This is a genomic window from Alphaproteobacteria bacterium, from assembly GCA_040218575.1.
Lineage (GTDB): Bacteria > Pseudomonadota > Alphaproteobacteria > JAVJRE01 > JAVJRE01 > JAVJRE01.
Genome location: JAVJRE010000001.1, coordinates 67,612 through 85,811 on the forward strand (window position 1 = coordinate 67,612; position 18,200 = coordinate 85,811).

The 18,200-nt window shown below is 69.9% G+C and carries 16 protein-coding genes; 11 read left to right on the plus strand and 5 right to left on the minus strand.

The window, feature by feature from the left end:
* The first annotated feature begins 45 nt into the window (after positions 1-45).
* From RIE31_00315 to RIE31_00330, 4 genes are all read left to right on the plus strand, one after another.
* Entirely contained in the window at positions 46-1,299 is a 1,254-nt protein-coding gene (locus RIE31_00315; GenBank protein MEQ8639046.1) for a Xaa-Pro peptidase family protein, read from the plus strand.
* A gap of 288 nt (positions 1,300-1,587) precedes the next feature.
* Entirely contained in the window at positions 1,588-2,658 is a 1,071-nt protein-coding gene (locus tag RIE31_00320) for a hypothetical protein (protein ID MEQ8639047.1), read from the plus strand.
* Positions 2,659-2,701: 43 nt separating this feature from the next.
* Entirely contained in the window at positions 2,702-3,751 is a 1,050-nt protein-coding gene (locus RIE31_00325) for a hypothetical protein (protein MEQ8639048.1), read from the plus strand.
* 47 nt (positions 3,752-3,798) lie between these two features.
* The gene (locus RIE31_00330; GenBank protein MEQ8639049.1) at positions 3,799-4,416 is read left to right on the plus strand and encodes a LysE family translocator; all 618 of its coding nucleotides are present in this window, start codon (positions 3,799-3,801) and stop codon (positions 4,414-4,416) included.
* Positions 4,417-4,431: 15 nt separating this feature from the next.
* On the opposite strand, the gene RIE31_00335 is transcribed toward RIE31_00330, so the two are convergent.
* A complete protein-coding gene (locus tag RIE31_00335; protein ID MEQ8639050.1) occupies positions 4,432-5,919 on the minus strand; it encodes an aromatic amino acid lyase in 1,488 nt (495 codons plus the stop codon).
* A gap of 103 nt (positions 5,920-6,022) precedes the next feature.
* On the opposite strand from RIE31_00335, the gene RIE31_00340 reads away from it, so the two are divergent.
* The 3 genes from RIE31_00340 to RIE31_00350 are packed head-to-tail and all read left to right on the plus strand — an operon-like array spanning position 6,023 to position 8,769.
* Positions 6,023-6,979 carry a LysR family transcriptional regulator gene (locus RIE31_00340; protein ID MEQ8639051.1) on the plus strand — a complete coding sequence of 319 codons (957 nt, stop codon included), beginning with the start codon at positions 6,023-6,025 and terminating at the stop codon, positions 6,977-6,979.
* 45 nt (positions 6,980-7,024) lie between these two features.
* The gene (locus RIE31_00345) at positions 7,025-8,215 is read left to right on the plus strand and encodes a DUF2652 domain-containing protein (protein ID MEQ8639052.1); all 1,191 of its coding nucleotides are present in this window, start codon (positions 7,025-7,027) and stop codon (positions 8,213-8,215) included.
* A 20-nt stretch (positions 8,216-8,235) separates the two neighbouring features.
* Positions 8,236-8,769: an adenylate kinase gene (locus RIE31_00350; GenBank protein MEQ8639053.1), complete on the plus strand. Its 534-nt coding sequence runs from the start codon at positions 8,236-8,238 to the stop codon at positions 8,767-8,769.
* Here the strand turns inward: RIE31_00350 and RIE31_00355 are convergent.
* The 3 genes from RIE31_00355 to RIE31_00365 all read right to left on the minus strand — a co-directional run bounded on the left by RIE31_00355 (position 8,766) and on the right by RIE31_00365 (position 13,432).
* Positions 8,766-11,315, minus strand: coding sequence for a DNA translocase FtsK 4TM domain-containing protein (locus RIE31_00355; GenBank protein MEQ8639054.1), 2,550 nt, complete (start codon positions 11,313-11,315; stop codon positions 8,766-8,768). The genes RIE31_00350 and RIE31_00355 overlap by 4 nt on opposite strands.
* Positions 11,316-11,375: 60 nt before the next feature.
* The gene (locus tag RIE31_00360) at positions 11,376-12,590 is read right to left on the minus strand and encodes an aminotransferase class I/II-fold pyridoxal phosphate-dependent enzyme (GenBank protein MEQ8639055.1); all 1,215 of its coding nucleotides are present in this window, start codon (positions 12,588-12,590) and stop codon (positions 11,376-11,378) included.
* A gap of 149 nt (positions 12,591-12,739) precedes the next feature.
* Entirely contained in the window at positions 12,740-13,432 is a 693-nt protein-coding gene (locus RIE31_00365; protein MEQ8639056.1) for a methyltransferase domain-containing protein, read from the minus strand.
* A gap of 90 nt (positions 13,433-13,522) precedes the next feature.
* Between RIE31_00365 and RIE31_00370 the strand changes: the two genes are divergently transcribed.
* From RIE31_00370 to RIE31_00385, 4 genes are read left to right on the plus strand one after another with little or no spacing between them, the layout of a single operon-like run.
* Entirely contained in the window at positions 13,523-14,911 is a 1,389-nt protein-coding gene (locus tag RIE31_00370) for a UbiH/UbiF/VisC/COQ6 family ubiquinone biosynthesis hydroxylase (protein ID MEQ8639057.1), read from the plus strand.
* On the plus strand, positions 14,908-15,783 hold the full coding sequence (locus RIE31_00375; protein ID MEQ8639058.1) for a DUF4743 domain-containing protein: 876 nt from the start codon (positions 14,908-14,910) through the stop codon (positions 15,781-15,783). The genes RIE31_00370 and RIE31_00375 overlap by 4 nt, the downstream gene beginning before the upstream one ends.
* The gene (locus RIE31_00380) at positions 15,780-16,484 is read left to right on the plus strand and encodes an HAD-IA family hydrolase (GenBank protein MEQ8639059.1); all 705 of its coding nucleotides are present in this window, start codon (positions 15,780-15,782) and stop codon (positions 16,482-16,484) included. Before RIE31_00375 ends, RIE31_00380 begins: the two co-directional genes overlap by 4 nt.
* 5 nt (positions 16,485-16,489) lie before the next feature.
* Complete coding sequence (locus RIE31_00385; protein ID MEQ8639060.1) at positions 16,490-17,008, plus strand: N-acetyltransferase; 519 nt, start codon at positions 16,490-16,492, stop codon at positions 17,006-17,008.
* Positions 17,009-17,025: 17 nt separating this feature from the next.
* Here RIE31_00385 and RIE31_00390 read toward each other — a convergent pair whose 3' ends face one another.
* Entirely contained in the window at positions 17,026-17,994 is a 969-nt protein-coding gene (locus tag RIE31_00390) for a homocysteine S-methyltransferase family protein (GenBank protein ID MEQ8639061.1), read from the minus strand.
* Between the last annotated feature and the right edge of the window lie 206 nt (positions 17,995-18,200).

Sequence of the window (18,200 nt, forward strand, 5' to 3'; positions counted from 1 at the left end):
GCCCGGCCGGCAGCGGTGCCGGCGGCAGACCTGAAAGGAGCCGCCATGACCAGCGATGATCCCTATGCCATGGCCCGGGCCATGGCCGGTGACGGCATCAAGGACTTCGAGGCCGAGCTCGATGTGGCGGCCTTGCGCGGCTATCGCCTGGGCCGTGTGCAGGACCAGTTGCGGGCTCATGACTATGGCGCGGCGGTCCTGACCGAGCCCATGAACATCCGCTACGCCACCGGCACCCGGGTGTTCAGCGTGTGGACCATGCACAATGCGGCGCGTTGGGTGTTCGTTCCGGCGGAAGGCAAATGCGTTCTGTTCGAGTTCGGCAATCACGGCATCATGGCGCGCTCGGGCGCGCTGGAGACCATCGGCGAGGTGCGGCCGGCGCGCGGCTGGAGCTATCGTTCGGCGGTGGAGCACCAGGCGGAGCGGGTGGCGGCGTGGGCCGGCGAGCTGGCCGAGCTTATGGGTGAAAAGGGTGGCGGCAGCCGGCGCATCGCCTTCGATCATCTGGACCCGCTGGGCCTCAAGGCGCTGGAGGCCAAGGGCCTGGAGGTGGGCGACGGCGAGCGGGTCATGGCCCAGGCGCGCCTTATCAAGAGCCGGGAAGAGATCATGTGCATGTGCTGGGCCATCAGCGGCATCGAGACCGGCATGCACCGGATGACCGAGGCCCTGAAGCCCGGCATGACCGAGCAGGAACTGTGGTCGATCATCGCCCAGGCCAATGCGGAGAACGGCGGCGAATGGATGGAGACCCGCCTGCTGGCGTCCGGCGGGCGGACCAACCCGTGGATGCAGGAGGCGGGCCAGCGTCGGGTGCGGCCGGGCGAGCTGGTGGCCTTCGACGCCGACGCCAACGGCGCCTTCGGCTATTGCGCCGATATCAGCCGCACCTTCTTTTGCGGCCCGGGCAAGCCGACGGCGGAGCAGAAGGATCTCTACAAACTGGCGGTGGACCAGGTGGAGCACAACATGGCGCTTCTGAAACCTGGCGTGACCTTCCGCCAGGTGGTGGAGAAGAGCTTTCGCATGCCGCAGGACACGGTGCTCAACCGCTATGCCCTGCTGCACGGGGTTGGCCTGGGCGACGAGTATCCGGGCATCCCGCAGGTGCAGGACACCGACCGCATGAGCGAACCCGACCGGGTCATCGAGGAGAATATGGCGTTCTGCGTCGAGAGCTATATGGGCCGTGAAGGCGGCGCGGAGGGGGTCAAGCTGGAACACCAGGTGGTGGTGACGGCAAGCGGCGTGCAGATTCTGGACACCTATCCGTGGGAAGAGGTGCTGCTGGGATAGGCCGGTTGCCCATGGGCGCAGATCGCGCCGCTTGAAGACCTGCCGGCAAGTCCGCCGGGCCGGGGCAACCGCCCGGGCGCACCATGATTGCCCCGCCAGAGGCGCGCCGGGCGCAAAGGCCTTGCATCCGGCGGTGCGGCGGGCGCAGGATTGAGTCCAGCCAATTCATTGATGCCGGATCAGCCCGCAGGCGGGCCTGCCAGGCGCGCCCTTCGGGCGAAGTGCGGCAGCGGCGACCTCACAAGGCGGGCGTGGCGGGGACGGCCGCGCCGCCGTCAGGAGAAGAGAATGCTGGCCGAACGTGACGCGATGCCCGACCGCCTGCCGCCGGGCTTTTCCTATGTGGAGGGCGAGCCGGTATTCGATGCCGCCCGCCATCTGATGCTGGAGAAGCCGGCGCAGAGCTGGTCGCTGGAGGATGTGGGCTATGACCCGGCGCGCATCGGCCAGTACGCCAGCCCGGTCGCCCTGCTGGCGCCGGTCAGGCTGCTGACCGACGAAGGCGTGGCGGCGCTGCAGCAGGCCATCGAAGCGTGCATGCCGCGCAGCCATGCGGACCAGGGCCGGGCCCGGCGCCTGCACTACTGCACCTATCACTCGCGTTTCATCCACGACCTGATGCACAGCGTCGAGGTGACCGACTGGCTGAGCGGGATTTTCCAGACGCCCATCGCGCCGCACACCATGCCGCACCTGGGCAGCCAGCTTAATCTCGGCCATGACGAGCCGGGCAAGGACATCGTGCCGTGGCACCACGACCGGGTGAGCTTCACCATGGTGCTGTCCATGTACGATCCGTCCAAGGTGCGGGGCGGGCGTTTCGAATATTTCTTCGGCACCCGCGAGGAAGCCAAAGAGATTCTCGACGAGGCCGGCGATCTGCCGCGCAACCGCATCGTCTCGCCCGCGTGTATGCCGGGCACGGCCTGCCTGATGCAGGGCTCGGCCATCATGCACCGCGGCGCGCCGATGGAAGCGCCGGGCTATCGGGCCAGCCTGGTGCACAGCTATTGCGCCCGCGACCTGTCGCTGCCCGACGCCAACCGCACCTATTTCACGGGCAGCCGCTTCGGCGTACCGGAAGGCCAGGTGAGCCCGGTCTTCACCGAATGGGCGCGGCACAAGGCGTGGGTCAGCCGGGCCAAGCTCGGCACCCTTATGGAAGAGCTGCCCTTTACCGAGGACCGCACGGCCATCATCGCCGCTCTGCGCGAGGGCATCGCCGACGTGCAGGGCGCCATCGCCCGGCTGGAAGAGGGCGAAGTGAGCCGCGAGCGCATGCGCGAGCAGTATGTGCGCGACGATGAACTGCAAATGGCGACCCCGCCCTTCATGCCGGGGCACACCGCCAAGGGCTGAAGAGGCACAGGCTGAATGGTCAAGAGACCAGGGAGAGACTCACATGCTGGCTGACGTTGATACCTTTCCGCCCCGCCTGCCGCCGGGCATGGAGGTGGTGGACGGACCGACCTTCGATCCGAACAGGCATCTGCAACTGGAGATGCCGGAAAAGCGCATGGCGTTGAGCGAGTTCGGCTACAGCCCGGAGCAGATCAAGCAGTATGCCAGCCCGTGGGCGGTGGTCACGCCGTTCAGGGTGCTGAGCGAGGAAGGCGTCAAGGCCATGCAGGCGGCGGTGAAGACCGTCGAACCGTTCATGACTACGCCGGACGTCGCCGGCAACCGCATCTATAACTGCACCTATCGCTCGATGTTCTTCCGCGAGTTCATGCGCAGCCCCGAAGTGCTGGACCATATGAGCCAGATATTCGAGACGCCCATCGCCCCGCTGGCCATGGTTCATCTGCACAGCCAGATCAATCTGGGCCATGCGGAGCCCGGTCGCGAGATACAGGGCTGGCACCACGACCAGGTGGGTTTCACCATGGTGCTGTCCATGTATGACCCCTTTGCGGTGGAAGGCGGCCGCTTTGAGTATTACACCGGCACCCGCGAGGAAGGCCTGAAGTATCGGGAGTCCGGCGAGCCGATCCCGGCCGACCGGCTGGTGGCGCCGGCCTGTCCGCCAGGCACCGCCTGCGCCATGCAGGGCACGGCCATCTGGCACCACGCCCAGGCCATGCCCAAGGGTGGCTTTCGCGCCAGCCTGGTGCAGTCCTTCGCCGGCCGCGATGTGTCTTCGCCGGAGCCCAGCCGCACCTACTTCACCGAGCGGCCGCACCGCCTGGAGAGCTTCGATCCGGTGTGGACCGAGTCCGCCCGCCACGCCGCATGGCGCGCGCGGGGCCGCCTCGGCACCCTGATTGAAGAACTGCCTTATACGGAGGACCGGGCGAAAATCGTCCAGGCCCTGAAAGGCGCCATCGTCGATGTGGAGCGGATGATTGCCCGCATGGAGCACGGCCCCATTCCGCGCGAGGGACGGCTGACGCAGTATGCCGAGGACGACGCCTGGCAGATGAGCGAGCCGCCCTACCGCCCCGGCGGCTGACGGGCCTGCGTTTCACGGCAGACCCTGCGCGCGATGGCGGTGGGCTGATGGTTGTGGAACCGGCTCTGCTCGCCGCCTTCGCCGGGGCGACCCTGCTGCTGGTGGCCTTTCCCGGCCCCAATGTGACGCTGATGGTGAGCCAGGCCGCGGCGCATGGTCCGCGCACCGGACTGGTGGTGCTGGCCGGGACCGAGATCGGCCTGGTGCTGCAACTGGCCCTGGTGACCGCCGGGCTGGCCTCGGTGCTGAACCTGTTCGCCGAGATCTTCGGCCTGCTGCGCTGGATCGGCGTCGGCGTGCTGCTGGCCTTTGCGGTGCAGGCCTGGCGTCAGGCCAGCCGTGCGACGCCGGTGATCGCCGCGCCGCGCCATGGCCGGCTGTTCACCCTTGGCTTCGCCATCGCCATGGCCAATCCGAAGACCCTGCTGTTCCATGCGGCCTTCCTGCCGCAGTTCGTTGATCCGGCGCGGCCGGCGACGGCGCAACTGGTACTGCTGGCTGTCACCTTTGCGGTTCTGGCGGTGGCCGGTGACACCGTGTGGACCCTGGCCGGCGCCGGCGCCGGACGCTTCCTGCGGCGGGCCGGACGCATGCGGATGCTGGGCCGGGTGAGCGCGGTGGTTCTGGCCGGTGCGGCACTGGCTCTTGCGGCGGCCAGACGCTAGGGGGCGGCGGGTCGCTCAGTTGGCGGTCTCGAAAGTGGCCGGATCACCACGCAAGGCGGCGTCGGTCATGCGCCGATAGACCCGGTCGAGGCCAGCGCCGGCGGCGATGCCGTCCTCCGCTACTAGCGGCAGGGCCAGGTCGCGGATGCGGCCGGCCATGGCGGCCAGCTTCGGCGGCGGCGCCGTGCCCCCCAGGTCGAGGGCATGGACGGTAATGGCCGTCATCACGGTGGTTGCCATGTCGAGACACTCGGCCGCCGCCTGGTGTTTCTCCCAGGCGGCGAAGACCGGCTCCGAGACGTCGGTCTGCACCATGGCGCCGTAGGCCGAGGCGGGGATCAGGGTCGGCGTCGCCATCAGCCGGGCGCGATCCACATAGTCGGCCAGCAGCCAGGAGATGTTCATGGTGCCGTGCGGGAACCGGCCGCCCGGCGACAGGCCGTCGGCCAGGCGGGTGACGCGGCCGTCCTGCAACTGGCCGGTGACATGACCCATGAGGGTGACGACCTCGGCGAAGGCGGCATTGACCGCATCGATGGCGGGATGGGCCTGGCCGTTGTGATAGCCGCCGGTGGAGACGCTGCGGCCGTGGCCGCTGGGACCCTCATCGCCGCTTTCGCCGGGAAACAGATAGACCGGATTGGCCGACACGGCGGCCAGTGACTGGGCCGCCACCTCTTCCAGATTGGCAACGACACGAAAGGCCTGGCCCAGCACACGTGGCATGACGCGCCACGACACCGGCGCCTGATAGGCCTGGCGGTTGCCGCTCGCCACGCCGGCCAGCGCGTCCATGAGGGCGGCGCAGGCCTCGGCGTCATAGGGGTTGTTCCACAGCCGGCCGACTGCCGCTTCATAGTGGCCGAGCGGCGCCGACTGCGCCTCTATGGCCAGGGCGAAGGCGCGCACCGCCTGGCCGAGACGGGCCCGGGCGCTGAGCGCCACGTCGGCCACCGTGGCCGAGGCGCAGGGCGAACCGTTGAGCAGGCTCATGGGCTCGCCCGGCAGCCAGTCGTCGTCCGGCAGATCGGCGAAAAGATGAAACAGCGGCAGGATCTCGCCCGGCCCGGTCATGCCGCGTAGGGGCACCGACGGCAGGGGCTTGTCCAGCACGGCGGCGACCCGCTCCGCCACCAGCGGCCGAACCGCGCCGTGGCCGGCGATGAAGTTGGCCAGCCGCGCCAGGACCATGAGGCGGCACAGGCGCTCCGGCAGCACCGCGTCGCCGAAGCCGTGGCCGCGCGGCTGCCAGCGGCGGAAGGCCTCGGCGAAGGACTGCCGCTCCTCCGGCGTGACCCGGTCCTTGGCCATCCTGCCGGGGCCGGTGGTGGTGCCGTAGATGAAGAGGTCGGGCTCCGCCGCCAGCATGGCGTCGTAGGCGGCGCGGGCCTTGTCCATGGCGGCGCGGGCGGTCTGGCCGATGGCGATGGATTGGCCGTCGATGGCGACCCGGCGGGCGTTCGCCAGGCTGAGATCGGCCAGGGTGTTCAAGGTGACGGTCATGGGGCCTCCGGGGCGTTGGTTTCCCCTGACATATCGTCTGGCCACCCATTGGTCACGTTCATAGTTCTCGCAAATCTATGCAGAAAATCGATAGAGTGAGCAGATGGCCGGACAGTTGGACTTCAAGCATCTGGAGGCACTGGCGGCGGTGGTCGATGCCGGCGGCGTCAGCCGAGCCGCCCATGCTCTGGGGCTCAGCCAGTCGGCATTGAGCCACCGCATCGCCGAGGCGGAACGGCGGTTGGGTCTGGCCCTGTTCGATCGGGTGGGACAGCGCCTGCGACCGACACCGGCCGGCGAGCGTATGCTGGCCATGGCCCGCGACGTGCTGGCGCGGAGCGATGAGGGCGAGCGTGAGGCGCGCGTGATTGCCGCCGAGGGTCGGCCGCCGGTGCAGGTGACCAGCGGTCCGTTCGACCGCTGGGGCTGGTTCGCGCGCTTTGCCACGGTCGCCGGTTTCCCCCTGCAGGTGGCGGCCACCGGCGAGACGCCGGCGCAGCGCGCCCTGCAGTCGGGTCAGGCCGACGTGGCCATCGAGTGCGGCGTGGCGCCGGACGGGCCGCTCCGGGTGTGGCCCCTGTTCAATGACGCCATCGTCCTGCTGGCGCGGCCGGACCATCCCCTGGCGGCGGCGGCGGCGGTGCGTCCGGCCGACCTGTCCGACGCCGTGACTCTGACCTATTCGGTGGTGCCGGTGCCAGGACACAGCCGCGAATTATTCAGTCGGCCGGCCGGCGTCCATCCGGGTGGTCTGCGCAAGGCCGGTCCGGTCAGCGCCATCCTGGCCATGGTCGAGGCCGGACACGGCGTAACGCTGCTGAGCCGCTGGCTGGCGGCGGACCATGTGGCGGCCGGCCGGCTGGTGGCGCGGTCGCTGGAACCGGCGGTGCCGCTGGCGTGGTTCGCCCTGACGCGGCCGGCCGACGGACCTCAGAGCGCGGCCGGTCAGGTGGCCGAGCGCCTGGCGCTGTGGTCGCGCAACCATGACTGGGGGGAGGACGGGGCCGTGCCTGACACCGCGCCCCGCTTGGTAGGCACGGCCGACGGTGACGGGCTATAGTCACCGCGCGTCGGTGCTGCGAGCGGGCGCGACAGGGGAGATATCATGGCCGGAGTCGAGCGCGGATTTTTGCTGATCGCGGACATCAGCGGCTATACCCGGTTTCTGACCCGGTCGGAACTGGAGCACGCGCGCGGTATCCTGGAGGGGCTGTTCGACGGGCTGCTGCGGAGCCTGGACCTGCCCTTTCACCTGTCCAACGTGCAGGGCGACGCCGTATTCGCGTTCGCCCGCGACAGCGACGTGGCCGATGGCCAGCAGGTGCTGGACGCCATGGACGCTGTGTATTGCGGCTTTGCCGAGACCCAGTCGCGCATGGTGCTGAACACCACTTGCACCTGCGCCGCCTGCGCCAACATGACGGACCTGGACCTCAAGCTGGTGGTTCATCACGGCGAGTTCGCCGAGCAGGCGGCCGGTGAGCGGCGCGAGCTGGCCGGCGGGGATGTGATCCTGCTGCACCGGCTGCTCAAGAACACGGTGCGCGAAGCGACCGGCCTTGCCGCCTATGGCGCGGTGACCCAGGCAGCGGCCGACGCCATCAATCTGCCTGCCGTCTTCGCCCGGTCCCGGCGCCATACGGAGCCGACCGAGGAGTTCGGCGATGTGGTTCTGCACGTGTTCGACATGGCGGCGGTATGGCAGCAGAAACGACAGGAAGCCAAGGTGGCCGTGGCGGACGATGAGCCGCGGGCCCATCCGGACGTGCGGCTCCACCTGCCGGTGTCGGTCGACTGGTTGTGGGCCCTCATTACCAGCCCGGCGCGCCGGGCCGACTGGTTTCCCAATGTGGTGAAGGTGGATCGGATGACGGCAGAAAGCGGCCGCGCCGGCATCGGCACGGTGGATCATTGCGCCCACGGCGGCGACGCGGTGACCGTGATGACAGTGCGCGCCTGGCGTCCCAACGAGATGCTGACCCTGGAGATTGCTTTGCCCATGGGCGGCCGCATGCGGCTGTGCTTTCGGTTCAGCGAGCGGGCCGACGGCGCGGACCTGGACCTGCGCTGCGCCGCGCCGGACCACGCCAACCCGCTCAAGCGCTGGCTGCTGCGCCGGGCCATTCGCAAACAGTCGCCGGCCATGGCGGCGGACTGGGACAAGGCCATGGCGGCAATCCGGGGTTTGGCCGAGGCCGATCTGGCGAAAGGCATTGGCCGGCCGACGGCGCGGACGGCTCCGCCAAAGACCGATATCGCCGCGGCCATTGGCCTGCGCCTGGCAGCGCCGGCCTGAGACTGACTTCGGTTGCGAGGGTGCGGCGGGTCGCCATTCTGGGCAATGCCGGCGGCGGCAAGTCGACATTGGCGCGGCTGCTGACGACGCGACATGACCTGCCGTATCACGAAGTAGACAAGCTGGTGTGGCTGCCGGGCTGGCGATTGCGGCCGGAAGCGGAGTATGCGGCGCTGCACGACGCCATCATCGCCGGCGAATGCTGGCTGATGGATGGCATCGGCCGGCGTGAGTTCATCGCGCCGCGTCTGGCGCGGGCGAGCGAGATCATACTGGTGGACATGCCGTTTGAGGTGCATCGCCGGCTGGTGTTGCAACGCCACGCCGCGTGGCAGGCCGGCACACTGGACCACCCGCCGGGCGACCATGCCGACGCGCCGCCACTCGACGCCGTCCTCGCCATGATGAAAGAGATCGACCAAGACTGGATGCCGGAGATCCGACGCCTGGTGGCGGCGGAAGAGGCGGCCGGCAAGTCCGTCAGGCGGATCGCCGGGCCGGAGGAACTAACAGAGATGCAGGACGCGCTGCGCCGCCGGCCGGACGCAACCTAGCGCTCGCCGATCAGGACTTCGCGCTTGCCCACATGGTTGGCCTGGCCGATGACCCCGTCATTTTCCATCTGCTCGATGATGCGGGCGGCGCGGTTGTAGCCGATCTGCAAATGGCGCTGGACGAAGCTGGTTGACGCCTTGCCTTCGCGCGCCACCAGCGCCACCGCCTGGTCATAGAGGGTGTCGCCGCCGTCGCCGTCGCCGCCCGCGCCGCCCGCTCCGTCATCGAAGCCGGGAATGCCGCTGGCGGCATCCTCGTCTTCGGTGACTTCCTCCAGATAATCGGGCACGCCCTGACGGGTCAGATGGCTGACCACCGCCTCCACCTCTTCCACCGAGACGAAGGGCGCATGGACGCGGGTCAGACGGCCGCCGCCTTCCATGAACAGCATGTCGCCCTGGCCCAGAAGCTGTTCGGCGCCGGGCTCGCCCAGGATGGTGCGGCTGTCGATCTTGCTGGTCACCTGGAAGGAGATGCGGTAGGGGAAATTGGCCTTGATGGTGCCGGTGACCACGTCAACGCTGGGTCGTTGTGTCGCCATGATCAGGTGAATGCCGGCGGCGCGAGCCATCTGGGCGAGGCGCTGAATGGCCGCCTCCACATCCTTGCCGGCGACCAGCATGAGGTCGGCCATCTCGTCGATGATGACGACGATGTAGGGCATGGGCGCCATGTCCAGCGGCTGGTCCTCGTGGATCGGCTTGCCGGTTTCGGGATCGAAGCCGGTCTGCACCTTGCGGGTCAACGCCTCGCCCTTGTCCCGCGCCTCGGCCAGCCGCGCGTTGTAGCCAGCCAGATTGCGCACCCCCAGCAGGCTCATGGCACGGTAGCGGTTCTCCATCTCGCGGACGGTCCATTTAAGCGCGACCACCGCCTTGCGCGGGTCGGTCACCACCGGCGACAGCAGGTGCGGAATGCCTTCATAGACCGACAGTTCCAGCATCTTGGGATCGACCATGATGAAGCGGCACTGCTCCGGCGTCAGGCGATAGAGCAGGGACAGGATCATGGTGTTGATGGCCACCGACTTGCCGGAGCCGGTGGTGCCGGCGACCAGCAGGTGCGGCATACGCGACAGGTCGGAGATCAGCGGCTGGCCACCGATGTCCTTGCCCAGCGCCAGCGGCAGCCTGGCGCTGCTGCGGTCATAGGAGTCGGCAGCCAGCATCTCGCTCAAGCCGACCATCTCGCGGTCGGCGTTGGGCAGCTCGACGCCGATGACGTTGCGGCCCGGCACCACGGCGATGCGCACGCTGATGGCCGACATGGAGCGGGCGATGTCGTCGGCCAGGGCAATGACCCGGCTGGTCTTGGTGCCGGGCGCCGGTTCCAGCTCATAGAGGGTGACGACCGGACCGGGCCGCACCTTGACGATCTCGCCCTTGACGCCGAAGTCGGCCAGCACGCTTTCCAGCAGGCGGGCATTCTGGGCCAGGGCTTCCTGGCTGTCGGCCTGGCGCGGTGGCGGCGGCGGGCTCAGCAGGTCCAGCGTCGGCAGCTCCAGCCCGGCCTCGAAGTCCAGATCCAGTGCGGGCTGTTGCTCGCGGGCGCGGCGGCGGCCGCCGCGCGCCGTTGCCGGGCGCGGCGCCACCAGCTCCGGCTCGCGCCGGCTGACCGGGGCGGCCAGCGGCACATCATCGTCTTCGTCCGCATCCTGGTCATGGCGGCCGGCCGGGTCAGGGCTCGCCTCCCTACCAGCGACGAAGCGCGGCTCCTGCCGGGGGCGCGTCGGCGCCCGTGCAGGGGCCGTGCCGTGACGGGCCCGCGCGCCACGCAACGGTGCGCCCAGCAGGCGGCCGAACGCGGTCACGGCGCGCCACAGGGCGTGGCCGAGGAACAGACCGGCAGTGCCGATGCCGCGCCCCAGGGCCGCCGCGATCCGCCGCCATTCGCCGGCGGACAGGCCGGAGGTGGTGGCGATGGCGGCGATGGCCAGGGTGGCCCAGGCCAGGGCCGGCCACAGCGGCAGCACGTCGAGGCCGAAGCCGCCCAGCAGGGTGGCCGACTGGTCCAGTACCAGCCAGCCGACGGCACCGCCAAGACCGACCGCGAAGGGCCAGCCAAAAGGCGCGCCAAGCGCCGACAAGGCGGCGGCGGCGGCGATGAGGGCGGCCGGCAGGCTGGCCAGACGCAGCCACAAACGGCCAAGCGAGCGCACCCGCATGACCCGCCAGCCCCACAACCCGACGACACCGGCCAGCACCGCGCTGGCCAGCCCCAGGCTCTGCAGGGCGAGATCGCTTGCATAGGCGCCGACAAGGCCGAGCCAGTTGGCCGGTGCGGCGGCGGTCGCCCGGTTGAAAGACGGGTCGAGCGGATTCCAGCTCAGCAGCGCCAGGGTGAAGGCCAGCGCCAGCGCCATCAGGACGGCGCCGGAAAAACGGATCAGGCCGGACACCAGCCAGGCGCGGGCGCCGTCCGGCAGGATCTGGCGACGGGCCGGCTGGCGGCCGGCCCGTGCGCCACCGCCGGTGCCGCGGCCGGCCCCGCGGCCTGACGGTGTGTTGCGGCTGGCGGTGCGGCCGATGGTGGCGGTGCTGCTCATGACAGGTCGGTCCTGGGTGTCGTGCGGGAGGGATGGTGCGTCGGGTCAGGCATATCGGCTCTACAATAAGGGGGCGATGCGCCGCGCCGCTTCTTCCACCACCGCGGGGCTGTGGACGATGGCCAGGCGCAGATAGCCGGTTCCCGGATTGGAGCCGTCCGGGCGATTGTCCGACAGAAAGGCGCCGGGCATGGCGCGGATGGCGGCCTCGCGCCACAAACGCCGCGCCGTGGCCTTGCCGTCATCCACCTGCAGCCACAGGAAGAAGCCGCCCGGCGGCCGGTAGAAGCCGGCGCGGTTGGAGAGATGGCGCTCCGCCGCGTCGAAGCGGGCGCGATAGGCGTTGCGGTTGGCCTCGGCATGGGCGTCATCGCGCCACAGCGCCGCAGCGGCATGGGCCAGCGGCACCGGAATCACCGGGGCGGTGGAGGCCCGCACCCGGGCGAAGGCGGCGATCAGGTCGGGATCGCCAGCGACGAAGCCGGCCCGCAGGCCGGCGGCGCTGGACCGCTTCGACAGGGAATGGCTGACCAGCACGTTGCGCATGGCCTGGTCGGTGGTCGTGCCCTGGCGTGCCGCCAGATCACGCGCCACCTGTAACCCGCCGGCGGGGGCCGTGCGGTCGTAGATTTCGGCATAGGTCTCGTCCAGCACCAGAACGAAGTCGTGCGCCTGGGCCAGGGTGATGAGGCGGGCCAGGTAGTCGGGCGAGGCGATGGAGCCCTGCGGATTGGACGGCGAGCAGAGGTAGAACAGGGCGGTGCGGTCCAGCAGGGCCTGGGCCAGAGTATCGAGGTCCGGCAGGAAGTTGTTGTCGCGCGGACAGTCCAGCATCACCGTCTCGGCACCGGACAGGATGGCGGCGTTGACATAGACGAAATAGGCCGGGTCCGGCATCAGCACGGCAGGCCGCTGGCCGGCCTTGGCCGGACCGACGGCGATGGTCGCCACCAGATAGAGCGCCTCCTTGGTGCCGGCGACGGCAAGCACATGGCGCTGCGGCTGGACCATGCCGGTCGGCAGGTCGTAGCGGCGGGTCAGCCACTCGGCCGAGGCCGTGCGCAGATCGTCCAGCCCCAAGGGCGGCGGGTAGCGGCCCCAGGCGTCGGGGTGGGCGGCTATAGTCTCTGTCAGGATCGCCGGCGGCGCGCCCTGCGGCTCGCCAATACCCATGTCGATAGGGGCCAGACCGGCCGGCGGAGATACATCCGCCAGCAGGGCGCGCAGTTCGACGAACATATTGCCCGGCAGTTCGGCCAGGCGCGGATTGAGCATCGGCGGCAGGGTCCCCTGTCCTGAACGGGCCGGCGGCGGGCCGGCGAGGCGGGAGTCTAGCAGGTCAGGGTGCGAGGTGCAGCGGCAAATAAACTTGCCGAATCAGGTCATTGCGACCATAGGCTTGACTCGAATCTCGCGATAGCCACTCAATTTGTCGGATTCAGGGATGAATCTTCGCTTTCCGTTGCTGGCCGCCGCGCCTCCAGCGCCAGTTCCGGCCCGTCGGGACCGGCATAGCGCCCGGCCTCCTCGATTTCCGCCAGCTCCGGCACATCGGCGCTGTCGCCGAGGCGGCAGCGCTGTATGCGGTCAAAGCCGGCGGCGGTCAGCTCGGTCGTCATGGTCGCCCGGTCGTACATCCACTTGTGGGCGGCGTTGCCGAGCATGCGGGCGAGACGGGCCAGGCGGCTGGCCGGTTCGCTAGCCACGCCGAGATCGGCGCCGGCCATGAAATGGTGGGCGGCGGCGCCATCGCCGCGCTCGGCCGCCGCCACATAGGCGCGGGCGCGACTTTCCAGATCGGGAACAATCAGACGCAGCGGCGCACCCGGTTTCAGCATCGTAAGTATGTGCCGCAGGGCGCGGCGCATGTCGTCCAGCGCCACATGTTCCAGCATGTGGCTGGTGAACACAGCGTCCGCCGTGGCCGGTGGGCAGAGCGGTCGGCGGACAATATCGCCATAGCGGACCGCGGCGGGAAAGCGATGTTGGTTGCGGGTATAGAGGCGGCCGACCAGTGGCAGCCGCTCAAACACCAGGGTCGGCGAGGCGTCGAAGTTGCGCCAGCTTGGCCCGGCGGTAAAACCACAGCCGATGTGGATCAGAAGGCGATCAGCCATGGCCATATCATGCGCCGCCCGGTGATGCGGCGGAAGAGTCGCGTTCACTCACGGGCACCGCCCTTATAGAGTGGTCGTCGGCAAACACCCATGACAGGCGAAGACAGCATGGCGCGACGCAAGACCAGCGGAAAGACGGCCAACAGAAAGACCGCCAGCGGCCGGCCGGCGGCGGCCGCCCCGGCGGTGGCTGATGTGGCGGTGGCCGGGGCCGGCATGATCGGCCTGACGGCGGCGTTGGCCTTCGCCCAGGCCGGGCTGCGAGTGACGCTGCTGGACCAGGCCAGCCCGGCGGCGCTGACCGACCGCGCCTATGACGGGCGGACCACCGCACTGAGCCGCGCCAGCAAGCAGGTTCTGCAGGCGCTGGGCGTGTGGCCGGCCCTGGCGCCGGCGGCGGAACCGATCCTGGCGGTCAGGGTGGCGGACGGGGTGAGCGGTGCGGCGCTGACCTATGACGTGCGCGATCTGGACGAGCCGGCGGAGGCGGATGGATCCATTCAGGGTCTTGGCTGGATCGTTGATAATCGCGACCTGCGCCTGGCGCTGTTTGCCCGTATCGCCCGGACCCCGGCCATCCGTCTGCGCGCGCCGGCGACCATCACCGCCTTCAGTGGCGCCGCCGACGGTGCGCGCCTGACCCTGGCCGATGGCGGCGAGGAACGGGCGTGGCTGGTGGCGGCGGCGGATGGTGCACGCTCTACCCTGCGCCAGCTTGCCGGCATTGCGACCCAGGGCTGGGCCTATGGTCAGGAGGCGTTCGTCGCCACCCTGGCCCATGCGGCACCGCACGACGGGGTGAGCCACGAGATATTCTGGCCGGACGGGCCGCTGGCCATGCTGCCGCTGGCGGACGCAACGGCGCGGCGGGGCGATCCCGCCGGCCTGCCCCATCGCTCGGCCCTGGTGTGGAGTCTGGAGCGGCGGCGCGGCCGGGACATTCACGGCCTCGACGAGACGCGGCTGAACCAGGCGGTGGCCGGGCGCACCCAGGGTCTGCTGGGCGAGACCCGTCTGACCGGCCAGCGCGGGCGCTATCCGCTGGGGGTGGTTCATGCGGAGCGCTATGTGATGCCGCGCCTGGCGTTGCTGGGCGATGCCGGCCATCGCATCCACCCCATCGCCGGCCAGGGGGCCAATCTTGGATTCCGCGATGCGGCGGCGCTGGCCGAAGTGGTGGGTGACGCGGCGGAGCTTGGCCTGGACTTCGGCATGATCAGTGTATTGCGCCGCTATGAGCGGTGGCGGCGGCCGGACAATACCAGCCTGGTGCTGGCCACCGACGGGCTGACCCGCCTGTTCGGCAATGACCGGCCTGTGCTGCGGCTGGCCCGCAGCGCCGGGTTGCGCGCGGTGGACCGGATGGGTCCGGCCAAGCGTCTGCTGATGAACGGGGCCATGGGGCTGGTGGGCACTCTGCCGCGACTGGTGCAGGGCGAACCGCTGGGTCAGCGCATGGCGGTCGCGGCCAAGCCATGACCGTGGCTGCCGGCTATGCGGAGGCCATCGCCCGCTGCAACACCGGCGATACCGGTCAGGCGATGCCGTGGTGGGTGGCGGAGGCGGCGGCGCCGGCCGGTTGGCTGCAACCGGCTGTTGCCCAATGGCTGAAAGACAAGAGTGGCGGTCTGTTCCGGCCAGAGCGGCGGGACGGCCAGGATGGTCTGATGCTGGACGCCGGCGACGTGCCGGCCGACCGCAGCCATGCGGTTGCCGACCTGTTGCCCGATCTGCACGGGGCGGGCCTGGCCGAGGCGCGATGGGGCGAGGACCTGGACGTGCGCGCCGGCTGGTCCGGCGACGCGCTGCTGTGGCTGGAGCGCAGCGCGGCCGATGCCTTTGGCATCCGCTCGACAGACGTCAAGCTGGTGGCCTATGGCGAGGCCGGCGGCGAGCTGGCCCTGTGGCTCGGCCGGCGGGCCGCCACCAAGCGCAACGACCCGGGCCTGTGGGACGTGACGGTGGGCGGTGCGGTGGCGTCGGGCGAGAGTATCATGGAGGCGCTGGCCCGCGAGGCGGCGGAGGAAGCCGGGCTTGGCGGCACACGGCTGGAGGATGCGCGGCGGGTCGGCCGGGTCAGCTATTGCCGGGCCCATGCGGCGGGGCTGCAGGTGGGAAGCTGTATCTGTTTCGAAGCGAAGCTGGGGCTGGCGCCGGGCCTGACACCGGTCGACGGCGAGGTGGATGAATTCGTCCTGCTGCCGGTGTCACACGTGCGGAAGCTGCTGACCGTGCCGGGCCAGGTGCTCTACAACAGCGCTCTGGTGCTGATTGATTTTCTGTTGCGCCACGATGCGGCGGCGGTATCGGCGGACGAGGCGGCGGCGCTGCGTCAGGCGCTGCGCCGATGACCGGCCATGGCGCAAGCGGCGGCCGTCCCGCGGCCCTGACGCAGGCCGACTGGCTGTTCGACCTGGACGACACGCTGTATGGCGTGGCCAGCGGTATCAATGACCATGTTCGCGCGCGCGGCGACGCCTATCTGGCCCGTTTGCTGAACCTGCCGGACGACCTGGCGGAGGCGGAGCGCGAACGGCGCATCGGCCAGGCCATGGCAGGACATATCTCGACCCTGGACGCGGTGCGGGCGCTGGACGGAAGCGACGGCGCGGCCGACCGGTTCTATGACTATCGCTATGAGGCCATGAGCTATGACGCGCTGGCAGCGGATGCCGCCCTGGCCGGCGCGCTGGCCGGGCTTAGCGGTCGGCGTATTGTCTTCACCAATGCCCGGGCCGATCACGCGGCGGAAGTGCTGAAGCGCCTGGCGATCAGCCATGCCTTCGAGGCGGTGTATGACATCTATGACGGCGGGCTGGTGCACAAGCCCGACGGCCGGGCCTATGGGGCCATCGTCGCGCGCTTTGGCCTGGATCCGGCGCAGACGGTCATGGTCGAGGATCGGGCCGACAATCTGCAGCCGGCCAAGGCCCTGGGCATGACCACCGTGTGGATCGCCCACGGCCGCCCCCTGCCCGGCTGGGCCGCCGCCCATGTGGATCATGTGGTGGACGGCGATCTGGCCACGTGGCTGAGCGGGCCGGGCGGATAAGGCGGATGGCGGCCCGGACCATTCGGCCCGAGGCGCCGGGCGACGCCGCGGCGATCCGTGCGGTGACCGCAGCGGCCTTCGCCGGCATGGCTCACAGCGATGGCACGGAGCCGGCCATTGTGGACGGCCTGCGGGCGGCGGGCGCGCTGACGGTATCGCTGGTGGCGGTGGCGGACGGCACGATCATCGGCCATGCGGCATTTTCGTCGGTGACCATCGATCAGGCGGGCGATCATGGGGGTAGGGGCTGGCTCGGTCTCGGCCCCGTGTCGGTCGCGCCCGGCTGGCAACGCCGGGGCACGGGTTCGGCGCTGGTGCGCGCGGGGTTGGCGCTGTGCCAGGAGTCGTCAGCGGGCGGCTGCGTCGTGCTGGGCGAGCCGGCATTTTATGGCCGCTTCGGGTTCAGGGCCGACCCGCGGCTCAGGCTGGAGGGCGTGCCGCCGGCATATTTTCAGATGCTTGCTTTTGGCGGCGACGTGCCGAGCGGCATGGTCAGATTCCACCCCGCCTTCGGCGTCAAGTAAATGGCCGGTCGGGGCGGTCAGGCGGCAAGCGCCGCCTTCAGCGCCGCCACATAGTCCGGCCCCATGCCGCAGCAGGCGCCGATGGCAGTAACGCCGTGTGATGCCCATGCCGCCGCCGCCGTCGCATAGGCCTGCGGATCTAGGCTGGTCTCGAAGATCCAGTTGGGCATGACGAAACGGCCCTGATGGGGGTAGGCAATGAGCGGCCCCGTCCAGTGTTGCCGGACGATGTGGAGACCGGGCGCCACCAGTGGCACCTGGCTGTGCATGATGCCGGCGGCGTCAGCGCCGCCGCTACGCAGTTCGGCCAGCACCGCCGGCACGACGGTGTCCAGCGGCAGGGCGTTGGCCGCGCCGCTGCCCAGCGTCACCAGACCGCCGGCGGCGTCGCCGTGACGGTCGCCGTCCCGCGCCCGGCGGCAGGAGAAGCCGACCCATACAGGCAGGCCGGTAGCGGCGGCGGCCTGCACGGCAAGCGTTCCGTGGTCGATGTCGCTGATCATCTCCATGGCGAAGAGATCAACCCCGGCCCCGGCCAGCAGCTCCGCCTGTTCGGCAAAGTCGCGGGCCATGGTGTCATGGTCCGGTGGCCTATCGCCGAAGACGAAGGTGGAAATGGAACCGGCAATGGCCACCGGTCGGTCGTCGCCGCGCTCTGCCGCGACGACATCGCGGGCCTCGCGGGCCAGCGCCACGGCGCGCCGGTTGATGGCCGCGGTCTCGCCATCGAGGCCGGCCGGCACCAGGGCATGGCGGGCGGTAGCGAAGGTATTGGTGATGACCACCTCGGCGCCGGCGCGGATATAGTCGGCGTGGACCTCGCGCACCACATCGGGGTGGGTGTGGACGGCGGCGCCGCTCCACGCCGCGTCATCCATGGGCACGCCACGCCGTTCCAGTTCCGAGCCGGTGGCGCCGTCCAGCAACAGGGGCGGGCCGTTCCTCAACCGCTCCGCAAGCCAGTGGCCAATTGCCGCGCTGTTCATCGGACCCTCCCTGCCGCTTCTTTCCAAACGCCCGGAGCATGCCACAGGCGGCGGCCGGGCGCACACCGGACATGAGCCTGGCTCATGGCTTTCCCTAGACCCCCTATGGCATCACCCGCCGCTTCGGCGCACACTAATTGCCAAACGGGGACGATCACCGGGCGGACCCATGATGGGGACACCTGACAGGGACGTAAGGGGCAAAG